Source organism: Prosthecobacter fusiformis (assembly GCF_004364345.1).
Taxonomy (GTDB): domain Bacteria; phylum Verrucomicrobiota; class Verrucomicrobiia; order Verrucomicrobiales; family Verrucomicrobiaceae; genus Prosthecobacter; species Prosthecobacter fusiformis.
The window spans coordinates 165,473-182,737 of record NZ_SOCA01000007.1; the positions used below are offsets into that span (position 1 = coordinate 165,473).

Annotated in this window: 18 protein-coding genes; 16 read left to right on the forward strand and 2 right to left on the reverse strand. The window is 60.2% G+C overall.

The window, feature by feature from the left end:
- Positions 1-250: 250 nt before the first annotated feature.
- The 11 genes from EI77_RS16940 to EI77_RS16985 all read left to right on the forward strand — a co-directional run bounded on the left by EI77_RS16940 (position 251) and on the right by EI77_RS16985 (position 11,010).
- Positions 251-1,318 carry an AAA family ATPase gene (locus tag EI77_RS16940; RefSeq protein WP_133796483.1) on the forward strand — a complete coding sequence of 356 codons (1,068 nt, stop codon included), beginning with the start codon at positions 251-253 and terminating at the stop codon, positions 1,316-1,318.
- A 55-nt stretch (positions 1,319-1,373) separates the two neighbouring features.
- On the forward strand, positions 1,374-1,697 hold the full coding sequence (locus tag EI77_RS16945) for a hypothetical protein (protein WP_133796484.1): 324 nt from the start codon (positions 1,374-1,376) through the stop codon (positions 1,695-1,697).
- A complete protein-coding gene (locus tag EI77_RS16950) occupies positions 1,690-2,397 on the forward strand; it encodes an ATPase (RefSeq protein WP_133796485.1) in 708 nt (235 codons plus the stop codon). The genes EI77_RS16945 and EI77_RS16950 overlap by 8 nt, the downstream gene beginning before the upstream one ends.
- Before the next feature lie 6 nt (positions 2,398-2,403).
- The gene (locus EI77_RS24005; protein ID WP_133796486.1) at positions 2,404-3,312 is read left to right on the forward strand and encodes a DUF58 domain-containing protein; all 909 of its coding nucleotides are present in this window, start codon (positions 2,404-2,406) and stop codon (positions 3,310-3,312) included.
- The gene (locus tag EI77_RS16960; RefSeq protein WP_133796487.1) at positions 3,312-3,839 is read left to right on the forward strand and encodes a DUF4381 family protein; all 528 of its coding nucleotides are present in this window, start codon (positions 3,312-3,314) and stop codon (positions 3,837-3,839) included. Before EI77_RS24005 ends, EI77_RS16960 begins: the two co-directional genes overlap by 1 nt.
- The gene (locus tag EI77_RS16965) at positions 3,836-4,861 is read left to right on the forward strand and encodes a VWA domain-containing protein (RefSeq protein ID WP_133796488.1); all 1,026 of its coding nucleotides are present in this window, start codon (positions 3,836-3,838) and stop codon (positions 4,859-4,861) included. Before EI77_RS16960 ends, EI77_RS16965 begins: the two co-directional genes overlap by 4 nt.
- A 1-nt stretch (position 4,862) precedes the next feature.
- Complete coding sequence (locus tag EI77_RS23610) at positions 4,863-6,800, forward strand: VWA domain-containing protein (RefSeq protein ID WP_208300391.1); 1,938 nt, start codon at positions 4,863-4,865, stop codon at positions 6,798-6,800.
- Between the two features lie 12 nt (positions 6,801-6,812).
- The gene (locus EI77_RS16975) at positions 6,813-9,389 is read left to right on the forward strand and encodes a BatD family protein (RefSeq protein WP_166647312.1); all 2,577 of its coding nucleotides are present in this window, start codon (positions 6,813-6,815) and stop codon (positions 9,387-9,389) included.
- Positions 9,390-9,495: 106 nt separating this feature from the next.
- Positions 9,496-9,639, forward strand: coding sequence for a hypothetical protein (locus EI77_RS23425; RefSeq protein ID WP_166647313.1), 144 nt, complete (start codon positions 9,496-9,498; stop codon positions 9,637-9,639).
- A 20-nt stretch (positions 9,640-9,659) separates the two neighbouring features.
- Positions 9,660-10,250, forward strand: coding sequence for an RNA polymerase sigma factor (locus tag EI77_RS16980; RefSeq protein ID WP_243838908.1), 591 nt, complete (start codon positions 9,660-9,662; stop codon positions 10,248-10,250).
- Positions 10,243-11,010, forward strand: a complete 768-nt coding sequence (locus tag EI77_RS16985) for a hypothetical protein (RefSeq protein ID WP_133796491.1) — start codon at positions 10,243-10,245, stop codon at positions 11,008-11,010. The genes EI77_RS16980 and EI77_RS16985 overlap by 8 nt, the downstream gene beginning before the upstream one ends.
- On the opposite strand, the gene EI77_RS16990 is transcribed toward EI77_RS16985, so the two are convergent.
- Positions 10,996-11,448 carry an RrF2 family transcriptional regulator gene (locus EI77_RS16990; RefSeq protein ID WP_133796492.1) on the reverse strand — a complete coding sequence of 151 codons (453 nt, stop codon included), beginning with the start codon at positions 11,446-11,448 and terminating at the stop codon, positions 10,996-10,998. The genes EI77_RS16985 and EI77_RS16990 overlap by 15 nt on opposite strands.
- A 108-nt stretch (positions 11,449-11,556) precedes the next feature.
- On the opposite strand from EI77_RS16990, the gene EI77_RS16995 reads away from it, so the two are divergent.
- The 4 genes from EI77_RS16995 to cysS all read left to right on the forward strand — a co-directional run bounded on the left by EI77_RS16995 (position 11,557) and on the right by cysS (position 14,180).
- Positions 11,557-11,838: a hypothetical protein gene (locus tag EI77_RS16995; RefSeq protein WP_133796493.1), complete on the forward strand. Its 282-nt coding sequence runs from the start codon at positions 11,557-11,559 to the stop codon at positions 11,836-11,838.
- A gap of 205 nt (positions 11,839-12,043) precedes the next feature.
- A complete protein-coding gene (rpsP, locus tag EI77_RS17000) occupies positions 12,044-12,295 on the forward strand; it encodes a 30S ribosomal protein S16 (protein ID WP_133796494.1) in 252 nt (83 codons plus the stop codon).
- Positions 12,296-12,355: 60 nt separating this feature from the next.
- Entirely contained in the window at positions 12,356-12,679 is a 324-nt protein-coding gene (locus tag EI77_RS17005; RefSeq protein WP_133796495.1) for a KH domain-containing protein, read from the forward strand.
- Between the two features lie 91 nt (positions 12,680-12,770).
- A complete protein-coding gene (cysS, locus tag EI77_RS17010) occupies positions 12,771-14,180 on the forward strand; it encodes a cysteine--tRNA ligase (RefSeq protein WP_133796496.1) in 1,410 nt (469 codons plus the stop codon).
- Positions 14,181-14,465: 285 nt separating this feature from the next.
- Here the strand turns inward: cysS and EI77_RS23430 are convergent, their stop codons facing one another.
- Positions 14,466-15,329, reverse strand: coding sequence for a hypothetical protein (locus EI77_RS23430; RefSeq protein WP_166647314.1), 864 nt, complete (start codon positions 15,327-15,329; stop codon positions 14,466-14,468).
- Between the two features lie 226 nt (positions 15,330-15,555).
- Here EI77_RS23430 and EI77_RS17020 point away from each other — a divergent pair, with 226 nt between their 5' ends.
- On the forward strand, positions 15,556-17,193 hold the full coding sequence (locus EI77_RS17020) for an FAD-dependent oxidoreductase (RefSeq protein WP_166647315.1): 1,638 nt from the start codon (positions 15,556-15,558) through the stop codon (positions 17,191-17,193).
- Positions 17,194-17,265 lie beyond the last annotated feature (72 nt).

Here is a 17,265-nt window from a genome sequence, read left to right on the forward strand (position 1 = left end):
GAGGGAGAGGGGGCTGTGGGAAGGGACGGGACGGGGCAGGGTAGAAAGATTTTTGGATGGGATGGTTGGGAAGGTTTTTTCGACAGGATTGTAGGATGGGCAGGATTGATAGGAAGGGTGGGGGGAGAGAGATTGGGGGTTGTTTTGGGGGTGGGGGAATCTTTTGCGGCAAAAAGGGTGGGCGGCGGCGTTTTGAACATGGAGGTCCTGTCTTGACTCTCACCCTGCCACCATTGAGCTTTTACCACGCATGTCTGATTCTGTTACCCCGCCATCCCTTCCTGAATCTGGTCCGATTTCTTTGAGCAAGAACCCTTTGCCCACGTCTGCGGGAGCGGCTGCGGTGCCGGATGCGGCGGGAATCGCGGCGGCATCGACGTGGGTGCAGCCGCTGCGGCGTGAGATCGGGCGGGTGCTGGTGGGGCAGACGGCGCTGGTGGACCGGCTGCTGGTGGCGCTGCTGACGAACGGGCATGTACTGCTGGAGGGGGTGCCGGGGCTGGCGAAGACGCTGGCGGTGAGGACGCTTTCGAGCGCGCTGCATGCGGAGTTTAAGCGCATCCAGTTCACGCCGGATTTGCTGCCTGCGGATGTGATCGGGACGATGGTTTACCACCCGCGGGAGGGGACATTTACGCCGCGCCTGGGGCCGATTTTTGCGAACCTGGTGCTGGCGGATGAGATCAACCGTGCGCCAGCGAAGGTGCAGAGTGCGCTGCTGGAGGCGATGCAGGAGCGGCAGGTGACGATCGGCGATAATACGTATAAGCTGCCGGATCCGTTCATGGTGCTGGCGACGCAGAACCCGATCGACCAGGAGGGGACGTATACGCTGCCGGAGGCGCAGCTGGACCGTTTCCTGTTCAAGGTGCGGGTGGACTATCCGACGCCATCCGAGGAGCGGCAGGTGCTGGATGCGATGGCGACGAGTGCGCCGAAGCTAGAGGTGAGCCAGATCACGAAGACGGAGGACATCGTGGCGAGCCGGAGGCTGGTGAATGCGATCTATATGGATGAGAAGATCCGCGATTACATTGTGGCGATCATCCAGGCGACGCGGAAGCCGGATGCGTATGCGCCGCACCTGAAGCTGCTGATCCGCTGCGGGGCGTCCCCGCGTGGGACGATCAATCTGGCGCTAGCGGCGAAGGCGCATGCTTTCCTATCCGGGCGGAACTATGTGACGCCGCAGGACATCAAGGACCTGGGGCCGGACATCCTGCGGCACCGTATCCTGCTTTCGTATGAAGCGGAGGCGGAAGGGGTGAGCAGTGAGGATGTGGTGAAACAGCTTTTGGACAAGCTGCCGGTGCCGTGAGGGCGGGTTGCGGGACGATTTTTCAAACTACTTTTTATTCCCACGGATCTCTGCCATGAAAACTTCCAATCTCCAAGAAAAGCAGGGCGAATATCAGACGAAGCCAGTCATCCTGGATGGGCACCGTTATGCGGTGGATCCGATGTCGGATTCGTTTACTGAGGTATTGGTCGCGTGCTTCGCGGAAGGGAAGAAAAAGGCGCTGGCCAGGAAGGCTGGCCTGAAGGCCTTTTCGACTGGTAAAAAGAGGGCAGCCAAGCCGGTGCAGGGAAGTCAATCATCGACGGTTTTACGGGCGGCTAAATCACCCGCCAGACGGGCAGGCACCGCTGCAAAAACGCTTCGCAAAAAGACCAAGGAAGCTTCAAAGAATGTCTAAACCTCATTTGTGGATCATTGCCGGGCCAAATGGGGCTGGAAAGACCACGTTGGTCCAGAGCGGTCCGTTTGCGGATTTGCTGTCCGCGTGTGAATTCATCAATCCCGATGCCATCACGCTCGCCTACCTGCAGGAGAGCGGGATCACCGCTTGGAAAGATGCCTCCAAGGAAATGCTGAAGTCCACTTTTATAAAAGCGGCCGATGATGCTGAGGCGTTGTTGTATAAACGCATGGAGGAAGGGGCTGCGGTGGTGATCGAGTCGGTATTGAGCACTTCAAAATACCGTGCGGTGGTGGAGCGTGTGCTGGAACTGCAGGGACGCTTTATGCTTATTTATCTGGCTTTAGATTCCGCAGCACTCTCGCAAGCACGAGTCCTTCAAAGAACGCTCGAAGGCGGGCATGATGTGCCTGCGGAGAAACTGGAGCGACGTTGGAAAGACTCGCTCGGATCGTTGCCCTGGTTTGCTACTCGTGCGCATCGCTTTTGGATTCTGGACAACTCGAAGGAGTCCGTTACTGCAAATGAGCAACCCATCGTGAGCGGTTCAAAATCCGCTGTCAGCTTGCATCTTATCCCGAGTCCATCTCTTTGTCCGGCCATCTCCGAAGTCATCAGCAGCCATGCGGCGGGTGCTCCGGCTGGCCTATGGCATTTTAATATCTCCACCTCTGACATGGCCTTATCAGCGGCTTAATTCCTTATGCTGACCACACCTGACAATGACGAACAGCTGACGCGCATCCTGAAGAGGGTGCGGAGGATCGAGCTGATCACGCGGGGGATGGTGAAGGAGACGCTGGGGGGGCAGTATCATTCGCGCTTCAAGGGGCAGGGGATCGAGTTTGATGACTTCCGTGAATATCAGGCGGGGGATGATGTGCGCTTCCTGGACTGGAATGTGACGGCGCGTATGGATGAGCCGTTTGTGCGCAAGTACATCGAGGAGCGGGAGCTAACAGTGATGCTGGTGGTGGATGTGAGCGGCTCTGGTGACTACGGGAGCCAGGAGGACAGCAAGCGGGAGCGGGCGGCGGAGGTGGCGGCGGTGTTTGCCTTCAGCGCGGTGCAGAACCAGGACAAGGTGGGCCTGATCCTGGTGAGCGACCGGGTGGAGCATTACCTGCCTGCGCGGAAGGGCAGTGCGCATGCGCTGCGGATCCTGCGGGATATTTTGACCATCCGGCCGGTGAGCCGAAAGACGAATCTGGCCCCGGCGCTGGATACGGCTCTGGAGCGTGTAGCGCACCGGGCGCTGGTGGTGCTGGTCTCGGACTTCCTGACGCCGGATACGGTGTGGGAGGGGAATCTGCGGGCGGTGGCGGCGAAGCATGATGTGGTGGCTGCGCAGGTGACGGACCCGCGTGAATGGGAACTGCCGAAGGCGGGGCGGATCTGCCTGGAGGACCCGGAAAGCGGGGAGCAGTTCATCGTGAACACGTCCCACCCGGCGGTGAGGCAGCAGTATGCCAGGGCGATCAGTGAGCGGCAGGATGCGCTGACGAGGATGCTGCGGAAAAACGGGGTGGAGCGCATCGATGTGCGCCTGGATGAGGATTATGCCCCGGCGATGAAGGCTTACTTCCGGTCACGGAGAAGGAGGAAAAGGTGATGATGAACTTTTGGTTAGCCCAGGCTCCGGCGGCCCCGCCGTTGCAGCCCTTGCCGCACCCGGAATTACCGGAGGTGTTTCTGCCGCCAGCACCGCTGCCGGTGTGGATTTTCATTGTGGGGGCGCTTTTTTTGGTGGCGCTGCTGGCTCTGGTGCTGTGGCTGCTGCTACGGCCGAAGCCGCCGATGGCGGTGGAGCCAAAGAGGCCGTGGCAGCAGGCGATGAATGCGCTGAAGGAGCTGGCGACCCGCGCCCGTGGACTGCCGCCGGGGGCGGTGAGTGCGGAGGTGTCTGAGATCCTGCGCGGGTATTTTCTGGAGCGGTACAAGATCCCGGCACCTTTCCGGACAACGCATGAAATTTTCCAGGGGGGCGGCATTCCGGCCACCTCCCAGCGCCTGCACCGGTATGCGCCGCTGGCGGAGCTGTGGGACCAGCTTTCCTTTGCGCCGGTACCGGCATCTGCGGATGAATCCATGGAACTGGTGGCGAAGGCGATGACGCATCTGGAGGAGGACCGGCCATGAACATTCCCTTTTTAAGAGACATCATTCTGGAGCGGCCGGAGTGGCTACTGGCGCTGCTGGCGCTGCCGCTGATGATGTGGTGGCGCGGGCGCATTGGCAAATCGCCAGCGGTCGCTTTTCCGACGGCGTTTATCCTGCGGGATCTGGGTTTCAAGGCGAAGTCCACGCATGGCGGGCTGACCTTTGGCCTGATCCTAGTGAGCCTGGCAGCGGCGATTGTGGCCCTGGCACGTCCGCAGAAGGTGATCTCTCATGACGAGGACAATACGGAGGGCATCGCCATCTGCCTGACGGTGGATGTGTCCCTTTCGATGCTGATCGAGGACTTTTACATTGGCGGCTCGCCCGTGAACCGGCTTACGGCGGCAAAGCGGGTGATGCGAGATTTCATCCGTGGCCGGACGAGTGACCGGGTGGGCATCGTGGCCTTTGCGGGGGCACCGTATCAGCCGTGTCCGCTGACCTTGCAGCGGGATTGGTTGGAGTCTAATCTGGACCGGGTGCAGACCGGGGTGATGGAGGACGGTACGGCCATCGGCTCTGGGCTGGCGATGGCAGCGCGGCGGCTGGACAAGGAAAAGGTACCCAGCAAGGTGATCATCCTGCTGACGGACGGGGCGAACAACAGTGGCAAGCTGAGTCCGCTGGATGCGGCGAAGCTGGCGGCTACGCTGGGGCAGAGGATCTATACGATTGCCATTGGCACGCCAGGGGTGCACATGATCCCGCTGCCGAGCGGTCGCATCATTACCAGCGGCAGGCAGGAGTTCGATGAAGGGACGCTGCAAGAGGTGGCGCGGATCGGCAGTGGCAGCTTTTACATGGCGCAGGATTTGACGGCGCTGGAGGAGATCTTCAGCACGATCGACAACCTGGAGAGGACGGAGATCAAACGCCGCAGCATTGTGGAGACGGAGGAGCTGTTTTTCGTTCCTGCGGCACTGGCGGCTGCTCTGCTAGGGCTGGCGCTGCTGCTGCGTCTCACGTTTTTGAATGCCGCCCCGGTGGCGGTGGCTACCTGAAATGACCCGCATGACTTTTGCCAATCCAGATTTGCTCTACTTTCTGCTAGTCCTGCCCGTGCTGGCGGGGCTGCGGCTGTGGTCTGCCATGAGCGCGGGCCAGATCGTGGAAAAGATGACGGCTCCGCGCCTGCGCCATGATCTGGTGGTGGGGGTTTCCTCCTGGCGTGCGGGGCTGATCTTTGGCCTGCAACTGGCGGCGCTGGGCTTTTTTATTCTGGCCATCGCGCAGCCGCGCTGGGGGGAGGACAAGGTCATCCAGGTGGAGTCCGGTAGGAATGTGATCCTGGCCCTGGATACATCCCGGTCCATGCTGGCCAATGATGTGGCACCGGATCGGATGACGCGGGCGCGGCTGGCGGCGCAGGATGTGCTGGCCTCGCTAAAAACGGACCGTGTGGGCCTCATCGCCTTTGCGGGAAATGCGTATTTGCAGGCACCGCTGACGACGGATCATGAGGCGGTGGTGGAGGCGATCCAGTCGCTGGATTTCACCTCGGTCCCGCGTGGGGGCAGTGACCTGGGGAAGGCGCTGAAGCTGGCGATGGACACGTTTGAAAAGAACCCGGCGCGTAACCATGGGCTGATCCTTTTCAGCGATGGCGGGGAGCCGAATGAGCAGGTGCGGGAGTATGCCCTGCAGGCGGCGAAGAAAAACATCCTGGTGCTGACCGTTGGCGTGGGCACGGAGGCGGGGTCTTTGATTCCAGATCCGGATCCGGACCGTGTGGGGGATTATGTGCGTGACCGGAGCGGGAATGTGGTGAAGACCACGCTACAGGGCGGGGTGCTACAGGAGATCGCGACGGCGACACGAGGGCGATATTTGAAACTGGGCTCGCAGCCATTGGCCGTATCCGTGGTGCGTGATCTACTTTCAGCCTTGCAGGCACAGACGAATGAGGCAAAGCAACTTGTGAAGCCTCTCGAACGTTTCCAATGGCCGTTGTCTATAGGTGTACTACTTCTTATGATTGCCTGGTCCCTCCGCTCTTCCTCCCCCCGCCGTCTAGCACCAGTGATGGCCCTCGTTTTTCTTGGGCTCGGCGACGTTTCTGCGACGGCTTCCGACGGACCTTTGTTGGCGGCCTGGGGTTCTGTTTTCGAGAGGAAAAAAGTGACTCCCGAAGAAGCTGAGGAAGCTCTGAAAGATGGGGATCACAAGCGGGCGGCGGATTTGTTTGGCAAGCTGATCAAGGAAGATCCGCCGGAGAGTGTGCGCTATCGTTATGCGCAGGCGCTGGGATATGCCTCGCATCAGTCGGAGGATTACGACCGCGCCATCGGGGCCTTTAGCAAGGCGCTGGAATCCGAGGAGACAACGGTGCAGAAGCAGGCACACCAGGGCCTGGCCCACAGCTTGTATGACCAAGGGGACCGGACCCTGGCCAAGCAGCCGAAATTTACCCTGAAGACCTGGAGAGACTCCTTGAAACACTTTGATGCTGCCTTGAAGCAGGATCCGGAAAATGAGCCGTTGAAGGAAAACCGTGAATTCGTGAAAAAGCGCCTGGATGAACTGCAGAAGCAGATCGATCAGCAAGAGCAGAAGGGTGACAAAGGGGACAAGGGCGATAAAAAGAAAGGTGAGAAGGGGGAGGAAGGTGAAGAGGGTGAGGAAGGCGAGGATGGAGAACAGGACGGCAAGGGCAAGAATGACAAGGACCGCAGCCGCAAGGAAAGCCTGGGCAAAAAGAAGGGTGAGGAGAAAGAAGAAGAACTGCCTGAGGGTGAGCTGCAAGCTGCCAACAAGGGAGAACCCAAGGAGGAAGAGGGCGAGCAGGCCCAAGAGGCTGAGGGCTCTGAAAATGAAACGGATGATGCCACCGGCTTCAGCCCCAATGAAGCGCGGGCCTTTCTGCGCACCTATGCGGATGATCAGAAGAAAGCGCAGATCGTGCGCCCGCGGGACCCGGCGGCCAACGGGAAGGACTGGTAACTGGAAATGAACATGATGGGATCCAAGACAAAACTGACATGCCTCCCGGCTCCGCTCCTCTGGCTTCAGGCCATGGCCATGCTGGTCATCGCAGGTGCGGCAGAAGCCGCCACGATCCGTGCCTACGTGCAGCCTGAAAAGGTGCGGCCTAACCAAGTGGTGTCGTATGTCATCACGGTGCAGGACGGGAGTGTGGAGCGCATGTCTGAACTGCGGCTGCCGTTGCAGCTCATCCAGAACACGGCGGTTTCCACCTCCCAGCAGTTCAGCATCACCAATGGCCGGCAGACTTCCTCCGTGCGTTTAACCTGGGGCATCTCCGCCAGTGAGCCGGGGGATTTTGTCATCCCGGCCCAGAGCCTCAAGGTCAACGGCCAGATGATGACGACCAATGAGGTGAAGCTGACCGTGGCCCAAGGCGGCGGAGATGAGGCCGTGGCGGCCGCCGATGATGCGAACAAACCCATCCTGCAACTGGAGCTGGGCAAGACGGAAATTTATCAGGGGGAGGTGATGCCGCTGAACTGCACCCTGTACATTCCACGCCAGACGCCTCTGCGGCGCATCGGGCTCGTTGACATTGAAAAGAGTGATTTTGCCATCGCCCGCTTTCCCCAGCAGAATGACCAGACGACGACAACCATCGACGGCGTGGGCTACGTTGTTTTGACTTTCCGCAGCACGCTCTCCTCCCTGCGGACGGGGGAACTGAAGGTCGGCCCTGCTTCCATGGAGCTTCTGGTGGAAGTGCCGGTGGAAGACAGCCCGCGCCAGAACATGTTTCCGCCCAATTTCCCGCCGGGCTTTTTCCCTCAGATGACGGAGCCGCGCAAGGTGGTGGTCCAAAGCCAGCCGGTGACTTTGCGTGTGCTGCCCATGCCTGCGGAAGGCAAGCCTGCGAACTTTAGCGGAGCGGTGGGAGATTTCATCCTCAGCGCCAGCGCCAGCCCTACAGAGCTGACGGTGGGAGATCCGGTGGCCGTGGAACTGATGGTGGAAGGGACGGGCAATTTCGATGCGTTGAACGCTCCTGCATTAACGGAGGAAAGCGGTTGGAAATCCTATCCGGCGAAGCGGTACAACATCGAAGGTCAGCTTGATCAAAACCAGGTGCCGACCTTGGATCGCAAGGTGGGCTACTCGCAGGTCTTCATCCCGGAAGCGGTGCATAAGGAGCTGCCGCCCTTTGAAATCAATTTCTTTAGCCCGACCAAAAAGCAGTATGTGACGCTGAAGACGGAGGCCATCCCGCTGAACATGAAACCTGCCCCGGTGACTGCGGCCAGTGAGTCGGCAGCCGGTGCAGCCGGGGAGGCTGTGCCACTGCCGCCGCTGCTGGTGCCGGACCCGCAGCCGGACATTACGGATATTTTGATCAATCCACCTGCCACCTCGCGCTGGCTGGTGCCCACGGGGAATCTGCTGCTGCGCAGCCCGACTTTCTGGACGGTGCAGGCAGTGCCTGTGGGGCTGCTTTTCCTGGCCAGTTTCCTGGCGATGGCGCGCAGGCGTCGTGAGGCCCTCATGGCTGGCCGTGCGGGTCAGCTGCGTGCAGCCTGGGCAGGGCTGGATCAAGGGTCTGTGGCGGACGGTGAATTCCTGCGTCGTGCGGCCCAGTTCATTCACACGGCCAAGGCGGGTGAGCCTGTGCAGGAGCCGGAACTGAAGACCATCCTGGACCGGTATGAGGGCAGCAACTTTGCGGCGGTGGCATCTGCCCCAGTGACGCCGGAGGAGCGCCGCCAGATCACCCAGACACTGAGCGGACTGTTTAACAAGGCTCTTTCAAAAGTAACCGCGCTAGTGATGCTGGGACTGCTCTGCTGTGGCACCCTGGGTGCGCAGGAGGCTAAGCCGGAAGTGGCGACGGCGGATGCTGTTTATCAGGAAGCGCTGGAGGAAATGACCAAGGGCAACTATGCCCGTGCTCAGTATCTGGCTGAATCTCTGACGAAAAAGAAACCGCCGCAGCTCAGCTCTGAGGTGTTTCAGCTCATCGGCCATGCGCGTTATCGGCAGGAAGATCCAGGCCGTGCGGTGCTGTGGTATCAGCGGGCGCAGCTCTTTGATCCCCGTGCACCGGAGCTGAGGCAGAACCTGCGGCATCTGTATGAAAAACTACGTTTTGTTTCCTATCCCTTCGAGTCTCCGCTGAGCCAGTGGAGCCTTTGGCTGACGCCGAATGAATGGCTGATCCTTGCCAGTGCGGGTTTTTGGCTAGTGTTGCTTTCTGCTGCCTGGCGCATCCTGGTGGGGCGCAAGGGGCTGCCGTGGGCGGTGGCTATGTCCCTCATTGGGATCTTTATCGCGGTGCCTGCCACGGCCTTTGCCTCCATCCGCCCGCTGGGTGCGGAGAGGGTGCGGGACATCTCCATCGTGACGATGCCAGAGGCGCGTGCCTATACAGGGGCGACGGTGACCTCGGGCACCGTGATGGATCTGCCAGCTGGGTCTCAGGTGCGGATTCTGGAAAAACGCGGTGCGTGGAATTATGTGGAAATCCCCAACCGGCCTGAGAATCTGCGCGGCTGGGTGGAAGGCGCGGCCATTACGCCCCTGTGGATTTGGGATGAGAAAATGGTGCCCTGAGATTTTTCAAAAGGTAAGGAATAACTTTGCGAATTTAGCGTCGTAATGTTGGAGCCGCGCCCCCATTGGGCGTAGCCCGCACCACCCTACCCATACCCACCCGTTCATGAAAGCCCTCCTCATCCTCTCCCTCGCCGCTGTCAGCCTTGGCCTTTCGAGCTGCGCCAACTGCTGCAAATCCAAGTCCGCTGCTTGCTGCAAGCCGGGCGACAGCAAGTGCGCGACCTGCGACAGCAAGAAGAAAATGTAATTTGAAAGCTGGCGCGTGTTTTGCGCCGCCTTGTCTTAGGAAACCGTCGTCGCCTCATGGAGTTCGAGCACCTCGTCCAGGAGCATTACCAGGGGCTTTACCGCTTCGCGCTGAGCCTTGCCCAGCGGGAAGCGGACGCGGCGGACCTGACTCAGCAGACGTTTTTACGCTGGGCGACCCGGGGCTTCCAGCTTCGGGACCGCAGCAAGGCGAAGACCTGGCTCTTCACCACTCTTTACCGTGAATTTTTAACTGGGAACCGACGGGCAGTCCGTTATCCGCATGTGGAACTGGCAGATGCGGAGCCTGAACTGCCGGTGGTGCAGGATCGCATGACGGAGGTGATGGACGGCCAGTCCGCCCTGAATGCCCTGAACCAACTGGATGAAACGTACCGTGTCCCGCTCATGCTTTTTTACCTCCAGCAGCACAGTTACCAGGAGATCGCCAGCATCCTGGATGTGCCCATCGGCACGGTGATGTCTCGCCTCTCGCGAGGGAAAGCCCAGTTACGCGAAAAACTTTCTGACCAGAGCCACGGAGAGACCCTCCCGTCCGAATCCCCCAAAGTGATCCCCTTCGAACCCGCCCAATCCAGCCGCCATGGATGACACCGAACTCCATTTACGACTGAGCGCCTGCCGCCCCAACGGCCAGGACAATGATGACCCGCTGATGCGCGAGGCCATGGAGAAACTGCCCCAGAGACCAGCGGTGATGGAGTGGTTTGCCCAGGAGCAGAGCTTTGACCTGGCCATGTGCAAATGCGTGGCGGAAGTGCCGGTGCCTGAGCATTTGCGCTCAGAGATTTTAGCTGCCTCGAAGATCCATACCCCGGTGCCGCGCTGGCAGCGCATGCCGTGGCTGGCGGCTGCTGCGATGGCAGCCCTGGCCGGGCTTATCGTTATCATTGCGGAGCCTGCGGCAGGCAGTGACCCCACGCTGGCTCAGTTCGAAACAGAAATCGTGGACCTCTTTGATACGATGAAGACTCAGGGTTTCGGCCTGGATCATGTGACGGGGGAGATTTCCAACGTCAGTGCGTGGCTGGGCACCCAGGGCGCACCGAAGCCGTATGTGGTGAAGCCTTGCACGAAAGAAGCGCGTCCTTTTGGCTGCCGCACGGTGACTTGGCGCGGCCAAAAGGTGGCCATGGTGTGCTTTGGCCGTGGGGACCAGGAGGCGCATCTGTTCGTAGTGCTGCGGGAATCCCTGAAGGATTTGCCAGAGGAAACTCCGAAGAAGGTGGAATGGGTGGACGGCTACCCGGTGGCCTCTTGGTCCTGCCGGAAGTATGTTTATGTGATGATGGGGGACTCCCCGGAGACCAATTTGGACGAGTTTCTGGTGGCCAGTTCAAATCTCGAATGACATGAGCTGGCGGGCTTTTTCCCGCTCCAGCACATCTGCCAGGGTGGTGCGTGTCAGCCAGGCATTGACGTCATCGCGCAGGCCGCCAAAGACCTGCCCCAGGCCGCAGCCGCCGGGGATGCCGCATTCACAGGTGCCGCCTGGGCGGTCCGTCAGGGCAGTGCAGGGCAGGGGTTCAAAAGGGCCATCAATGAGCTGGACGATCTCCCCCAGGCTGATGCGCAGAGGGGCTTTTTGAAACTGGTAGCCGCCGCCCACGCCGCGCTTGCTGCGCAGCATACCGCCATTTTTCAGCACCAGGAGGATCTGCTCCAGGAATTTGAGGGGGATGCGCTCACGGGTGGCGATATCCTGAATGGAAAAGGTGGATGTCTCAGGCGAGCGGGCCATCGCCAGCAAGGCGCGCATGGCATACTCGGCTTTGCGGGAGAGCTTCATGCGGGATGCGTTAGGAGGGCTTTGATTTTCAGGCAACCAGCAATGGCAGCAATTACGAAATTTTTTTTGACAACACGCCGCATTTCTGGCCAAACTCACGCTGTTCCTATGAAATGGATTTTACCCCTCCTCACTCTCGCCGCATTATCCTCCTGCACCACGAAGCCCTACATGGTAGGCAGCGTGAATGAGCAGTTCTATACCCGCTACCGTACGCCAGGTGCCGGGTATAAGAACAAGCGGGATGAACGCCGTGAATACGACTATACCCACCAGCAGCACTTCATCGGCACTGCCCGCCTGCCGATCTTCCCGCGCCGTACGAAGCATGTCGTGGTGCAGGAACAGATCTATGTGCCGCCTGCAGCTCCCTACACCAGCAGCAAGTAAGCTGGGCTGAGTCGATCCTTTTGGAAAACGGTCTCCTAAAATGGGGGCCGTTTTTCTCTTTATGCGCTTGGAGTGAAGATTTGACGGGGTGATTAGGTCGCACCCCCCGTTGCGGAACATGCAAAAACTCAAAAATACATGTTGATTTCCCCGCCACAGCCAGCAAGCTCCACCTCCCGAAAGTCCGAACTTTATATTTGATCTCATGGCAGTAGCAATCCGTCTCCGTCAAGAAGGCTCCAAAGGCCATCTGTTTTATCGTGTCGTCGCCGCTGACCAGCGCTTCAAGCGCGATGGTCGTTTCCTTGAAATCCTGGGCACGTATGACCCACACATGAAAGGTGCCAACACCAACATCGATCTCGACAAGGTGAATTCCTGGATCGCTAAAGGTGCACAGCCTTCTGAGACCGTGCGCAGCCTGATCAAGCGCGCTGGCAAAGCTGCTGCCAAGTAATTGGCTTAACATTTCGTTTCCGTTGTTGATCGGGCTGACGGAAACAGCTAATTGCCTGTCATGGACGCCCCCGAAGCACTTCGCGAATTCCTGACCTATGTGGTGGCCAATCTGATTGACCACCCGCAACAAGCTTCCATCGCCATTGGCCACAACGCCAATGGCGTTTTGGTGTTTCGGGTTCAGCTCGCCCAGGAGGATGTAAAACATGTCCTGGGGAAAAACGGCATGACCGCCAGCTCCATCCGCTCCCTGCTCAATACGGCTGCTGAAAAGCACGGCCTGCGCGTCAGCCTGAAAATCGGCGCAGCGCGGGATCTGGAGGATGAGGAGACGCCGGAGCAGGAGCAGCAGCGGGAAGAAGCCGCTGCGGCGGACTGTTGACCGGGCCGCTGTCCCGGACGGGAATCCCGTTTCCCCGCTCACTGGCGGTTGCAGACTGCGCCGCTTCATCGTATCCCACGCGCCCCCATTCATGCCGCTGACCCTTCACGACACACTTTCCCGCTCGCCGCGCCTCATCACGCCCCTGGATGGCAAGACGCTACGCTTTTACTGCTGCGGCCCCACGGTTTACGGCCCGGCGCACATTGGTAATTTCCGCACCTTTGTGGCCCAGGATGTTTTCCGCCGCGTCATCGAGCAGGGCGGTCTGGCGACGCTGCATGTGCGCAACCTGACGGACGTGGATGACAAGACCATCCGGGATTCCCAGAAGGCGGGGCAGTCGCTGACGGATTTCACCCAGTTTTGGACGGAGAAATTTCATGCCGACTGCGCTGCGCTGAATCTGCTGCCGCCACATGTGGAGCCGAGCGCCGTGGCGCACATCCCACATCAGATCCGGATGATCGAGACGCTCATTGAGCGCGGTCATGCCTATGCCACGCCGGATGGCAGTGTGTATTTCAAGGTGGCCTCCTTTGCAGACTACGGCCGCCTTTCCCACCTGGAAGACCGGGAGCTGAAGCTGGGTGCCTCCTCCGCAGCCACGGCGACGGACAGTGATGAATATACCAAGGATTCACTGGCGGACTTTGCCCTGTGGAAGGGGAAGAAGGCAGAAGACGGCCCCAACTACTGGTCCAGCCCCTGGGGAGATGGGCGGCCTGGCTGGCACCTGGAATGCAGCGCGATGTCGCTGGAATACCTGGGCGAGGATTTCGATGTCCATGGCGGCGGGGTGGACCTGATTTTCCCGCATCATGAAAATGAGATCGCGCAGAGCTGCTGCGCCACGCATGGCCAGTTTGCGCGTCATTGGTTCCATGTCACCCACCTGATGGTGGATGGCGGGAAGATGAGCAAGAGCCTGGGAAATCTCTATACGCTGGAGGATCTGAAGGGCCGTGGGTATACGCCAATGGACGTCCGTTACGTGCTCATCAGCGGGCATTACCGTACGCCGTTGAACTTTACCCTGCATTCATTGGATGCGGCCCGTCAGGCCTTGCAGAAACTGGCCAAGTTTGACAAGGCTGTTCGTGAGGTGGCGGGCGTGGCTGTTGAGGTGGCTGGCACGATGCCTGGGCCTTTCGCTGCGGCGTGGGACACGCTGAATGACGACCTGAATGTACCTGGCGCACTCGGGGATATTTTTGGAACGATCAACAAGACCAAAGCCGCGACTCTTTCCAAGGAGGAGGCCGTGGTGGCCCTGGAGGGGCTTCATTTTCTGCTGCGTGCCCTGGGCCTGCAATTGCCCGCCGGGAGTGATGAAGCGGACACCGAAGTGCCTGCGGACATTGCCGAACTGGCGGAAAAACGCTGGCAGGCGAAGCAGTCCAAGGACTGGGGGACCGCCGATGTCCTGCGCAAGGAACTGGATGCTGCCGGCTGGGTCATCAAAGACAGCAAAGAAGGCTATCAAGTGCTGCGGAAGTGATTTGTGAAGGAGCTTTCTCCTGGCTTCGAGACCTTCCCAAACCCCCACGCCCTGGCGGGCGCAGCTACCTGTGGCTGCTCGCGCCAGCGAGTGGGCGAGCTTTCTCACGGCTTCGACACCTCCCAAACCCCCACGCCCTGGTGGGCGCAGCTACGTGTGGCTGCTCGCGCCAGCGAGTGGGCGGGGGTTCTCGTGGTTTCGAAGCTTCCAATGCATGCTGGGGGCGGACGGGGCTTTATTGGGGCGGACGACGCGGGCAAGAGTGCCCACGGTACTTGGGGCGCTTCAAAAACAACTGATCTGCTCGGGCGTCAGACCACGGGTGGCTTCGGAGGCTTGGTAGGCCTGATACTTCGGTCGTGGGCGGTTATTGAATCCGTTGCTGTTTCCGCTGTAACCACTGCCGTTTCCTGCGTTTCCGTTGCCGCTGTTGCGCGGGGTGCTGGTGCGCTCCCAGACGAGGCTTTGCCAGCCGTTGGCGATGGAGGCGCGGATGGCTTGGGTGGCGAGGGGTTCGCCGTTGCGCTCGCATTCGGCCAAGGTGTTGCGGGCGGCGATGGCGGTCCATTGCTTCTGCGGATTCAACCGGGCCAGGGCGCTGCGATGCTGGCACCACTGGTCCCAGGCTTCGAGAAAGTCCGGGGTGCTCAAGGCGGTGGGAACGGCCACAGAGTCGGCTTCACGGAGGTTTTCCTCGGTGTGCTGACGCCTCGCCGACCTGGGTCGGGCCTCACGCGCGGGAGGAGGCACGGGTGTAAGGGCGGGTGGGGAGGATAGGGGAACGGGGAAAGGAGGGGCGGGAGGGAAAGAGGGGGCTAAATCGGCTGAAACGCGTTTCACTGTTTCATGCGTTACATGCGTTTCATCGGTTGCAGGCAGGATGGGGGAAAGAAGTGCTTCATCAGGTAATGATGTTTTGCATTGTTCGACTTCAGCTGAAGGAGGAGCCTCTGAAGGAGAGGCCTGGCGTTTCGCCTCGCGGTGCTTGCGCACGCGCTCGGTGGAGGAGGATGTGGAGGTGCGACGGTCCAGGAGAGGGCGGACGAGGAAGCCGCCGTTTTTGGAGAGGCGCACCTCGCACCCGTATTCAGCCGCGACCTGGGCGGCGACCTTCAGCAGGGCTGGGAGGTCGAGGGGAAGAGTCAGCATGGGGGAAGCTATTCGCCTCTTTTTTCGGACGCAAGGGAGTGCCACCCCGACTTGGGCTAAGTGGCGAAAAAAGTTTTGGGAGAGATCGGTCGTCATGCGGCCAAGGCAGGACGGAAGCCCGTTGGGGTTAGGTGCCCTGCCCTTTTGCGGATGCATTCCACATTTGGCGGAAAAATCCAGGGGCGGCGGCGTAGATGTCTATTCGTATTCTTCGGCCTCTATTCTCATGCATCGTACTTTTTACATCCTGGCAGCTCTGGCTTTTTCCATTTTTCATTCGCAGGTGGCGGCGGTGCCGGTGCAAGCGGTGGATGTGTGCATTTATGCGGGGACGCCGGCGGGGATCAATGCGGCGATTGCGGCGCGGCAGGAGGGGCGAAGTGTGCTGCTGGTGGAGCCTTCTCGCTGGGTAGGGGGGATCCTGGGGGCGGGTATTAAACCGAAGCAGGATTGCCCGATCATCCGTGCGGTGGGCGGATTGACGCAGAGCAAGGTATTCAATTTTAGCCTGTCGCCGGAGACGCTACGCACGGACTTTCAGCAATGGCTGAAGGATGAGCAGGTGCCGGTGATTTATGGCCACCGGCTGCAGAGTCTTGAGCGGGAGGGGGGCCGCATCGTGCGCCTGCACCTGGAGGATGCGCCGCCGGATGAAACGGGTATCCCGCAGGCGGCGGGCAAGCATGAGGTTTCGCAGATTATTGAGGCGAAGGTTTTCATCGATGCCAGCTATGAGGGGGATGTGATGGCCGCGGCGGGCGTGGCTTATTCGGTGGGGCGGGAGGCGCATGAAACGTATGGTGAAGCACCTGCTGGGGTGGGCCTGCCGACGAACTGGACGCCGCTGGATCCGTATATCCGCCCGGGGGATCCGGCCAGTGGTCTGCTGCCACTGGTGGATGCAGATCATGGCCGCGCCAAGGGGGCGGGGGATGAGTATACGCAGGCTTATAATTACCGCTTTTATGTGACGGATGATCCGGCGAAGCGTGTGCCGCTGACGCCGCCTGCGGACTATGAGGCGGCGCAGTATGAGGTGGTGGGCCGTTTTGTGGAATACCTGGTGAAGACGCACGCGCAGGATGCGAAAAAGCTCCAGGCGAGCCTGAGCATGATTTTCCCGGGCTGGAGAAACCAGGGGGAATACAATTACCAACGCCAGTCTTTGATCACGATGGCTCCGCTGGGCCTGAGCCGGTATTATCAGGATGGGGATTACACGGCACGGGCGCGGGTGTGGAAACAGCATCAGGATTACCTGCGGGGCCTGCATCATTTCATGAGCACGGATGCTCGGGTGCCGGAGAAATTCCGCGCGTACACGGCGTCCCTGGGGCTGGACAAGACGAAGCATGAGGAGACCAACGGTTGGCCTAACCAGCTATACGTCCGCCTGACCCGGCGGATGGACGGGCCCTACAGGCTGACGCATGCGGATGTGCTGAATACGACTCAGGTTTCAGACAGTGTGGGCCTGGCTCTTTATGGGGTGGATATTTATCCGGTGCGCCGGTATGCGGCAAAGAATCCTGAAACGGGAGAGCTAGGCATCGCGACGGAAGGGAATATGTTCATCGGCGGGGCGAAGGGGACGGGCCACCCGTATGCGATCCCGTACCGGGCCATCACGCCGAAGGTGGAGCAATGCAGCAACCTGCTGGTGCCGGTTTGCATCTCGGCCAGCTACATCGCGTATGCCTCGGCCCGGATGGAGCCGGTGTTTTGTATCCTGGGGGAATCGGCTGGGGTGGCGGCTGCGCAGGCGATCGATGCGGGGGAGACGGTGCAGGCGATTGATGTGGCGAAGCTGCAAAAGCGGCTGCTGGAGCGCGGGCAGATCCTGGAGTGGACGGCGGAGAAGTGAGGGTGGAGTGGCTGGAGGGCTTTCGCACACCCGCTGGGGCGGGCGGCCACATGGGGAGGCTCACATGGGGGA

What these genes read in the sequence shown, in the direction of transcription:
- EI77_RS16960 (WP_133796487.1), top strand. Translation starts at nt 3,312, where the DNA reads ATGATGAACTTTTGGTTAGCCCAGGCTCCGGCGGCCCCGCCGTTGCAG.
- EI77_RS17005 (WP_133796495.1), top strand. Translation starts at nt 12,356, where the DNA reads ATGGACGCCCCCGAAGCACTTCGCGAATTCCTGACCTATGTGGTGGCC.
- EI77_RS16965 (WP_133796488.1), top strand. Translation starts at nt 3,836, where the DNA reads ATGAACATTCCCTTTTTAAGAGACATCATTCTGGAGCGGCCGGAGTGG.
- EI77_RS16995 (WP_133796493.1), top strand. Translation starts at nt 11,557, where the DNA reads ATGAAATGGATTTTACCCCTCCTCACTCTCGCCGCATTATCCTCCTGC.
- EI77_RS16945 (WP_133796484.1), top strand. Translation starts at nt 1,374, where the DNA reads ATGAAAACTTCCAATCTCCAAGAAAAGCAGGGCGAATATCAGACGAAG.
- EI77_RS16950 (WP_133796485.1), top strand. Translation starts at nt 1,690, where the DNA reads ATGTCTAAACCTCATTTGTGGATCATTGCCGGGCCAAATGGGGCTGGA.
- rpsP (WP_133796494.1), top strand. Translation starts at nt 12,044, where the DNA reads ATGGCAGTAGCAATCCGTCTCCGTCAAGAAGGCTCCAAAGGCCATCTG.
- EI77_RS23610 (WP_208300391.1), top strand. Translation starts at nt 4,863, where the DNA reads ATGACCCGCATGACTTTTGCCAATCCAGATTTGCTCTACTTTCTGCTA.
- EI77_RS24005 (WP_133796486.1), top strand. Translation starts at nt 2,404, where the DNA reads ATGCTGACCACACCTGACAATGACGAACAGCTGACGCGCATCCTGAAG.
- cysS (WP_133796496.1), top strand. Translation starts at nt 12,771, where the DNA reads ATGCCGCTGACCCTTCACGACACACTTTCCCGCTCGCCGCGCCTCATC.
- EI77_RS23430 (WP_166647314.1), bottom strand. Translation starts at nt 15,329, where the DNA reads ATGCTGACTCTTCCCCTCGACCTCCCAGCCCTGCTGAAGGTCGCCGCC.
- EI77_RS16985 (WP_133796491.1), top strand. Translation starts at nt 10,243, where the DNA reads ATGGATGACACCGAACTCCATTTACGACTGAGCGCCTGCCGCCCCAAC.
- EI77_RS16940 (WP_133796483.1), top strand. Translation starts at nt 251, where the DNA reads ATGTCTGATTCTGTTACCCCGCCATCCCTTCCTGAATCTGGTCCGATT.
- EI77_RS16990 (WP_133796492.1), bottom strand. Translation starts at nt 11,448, where the DNA reads ATGAAGCTCTCCCGCAAAGCCGAGTATGCCATGCGCGCCTTGCTGGCG.
- EI77_RS16975 (WP_166647312.1), top strand. Translation starts at nt 6,813, where the DNA reads ATGATGGGATCCAAGACAAAACTGACATGCCTCCCGGCTCCGCTCCTC.
- EI77_RS23425 (WP_166647313.1), top strand. Translation starts at nt 9,496, where the DNA reads ATGAAAGCCCTCCTCATCCTCTCCCTCGCCGCTGTCAGCCTTGGCCTT.
- EI77_RS17020 (WP_166647315.1), top strand. Translation starts at nt 15,556, where the DNA reads ATGCATCGTACTTTTTACATCCTGGCAGCTCTGGCTTTTTCCATTTTT.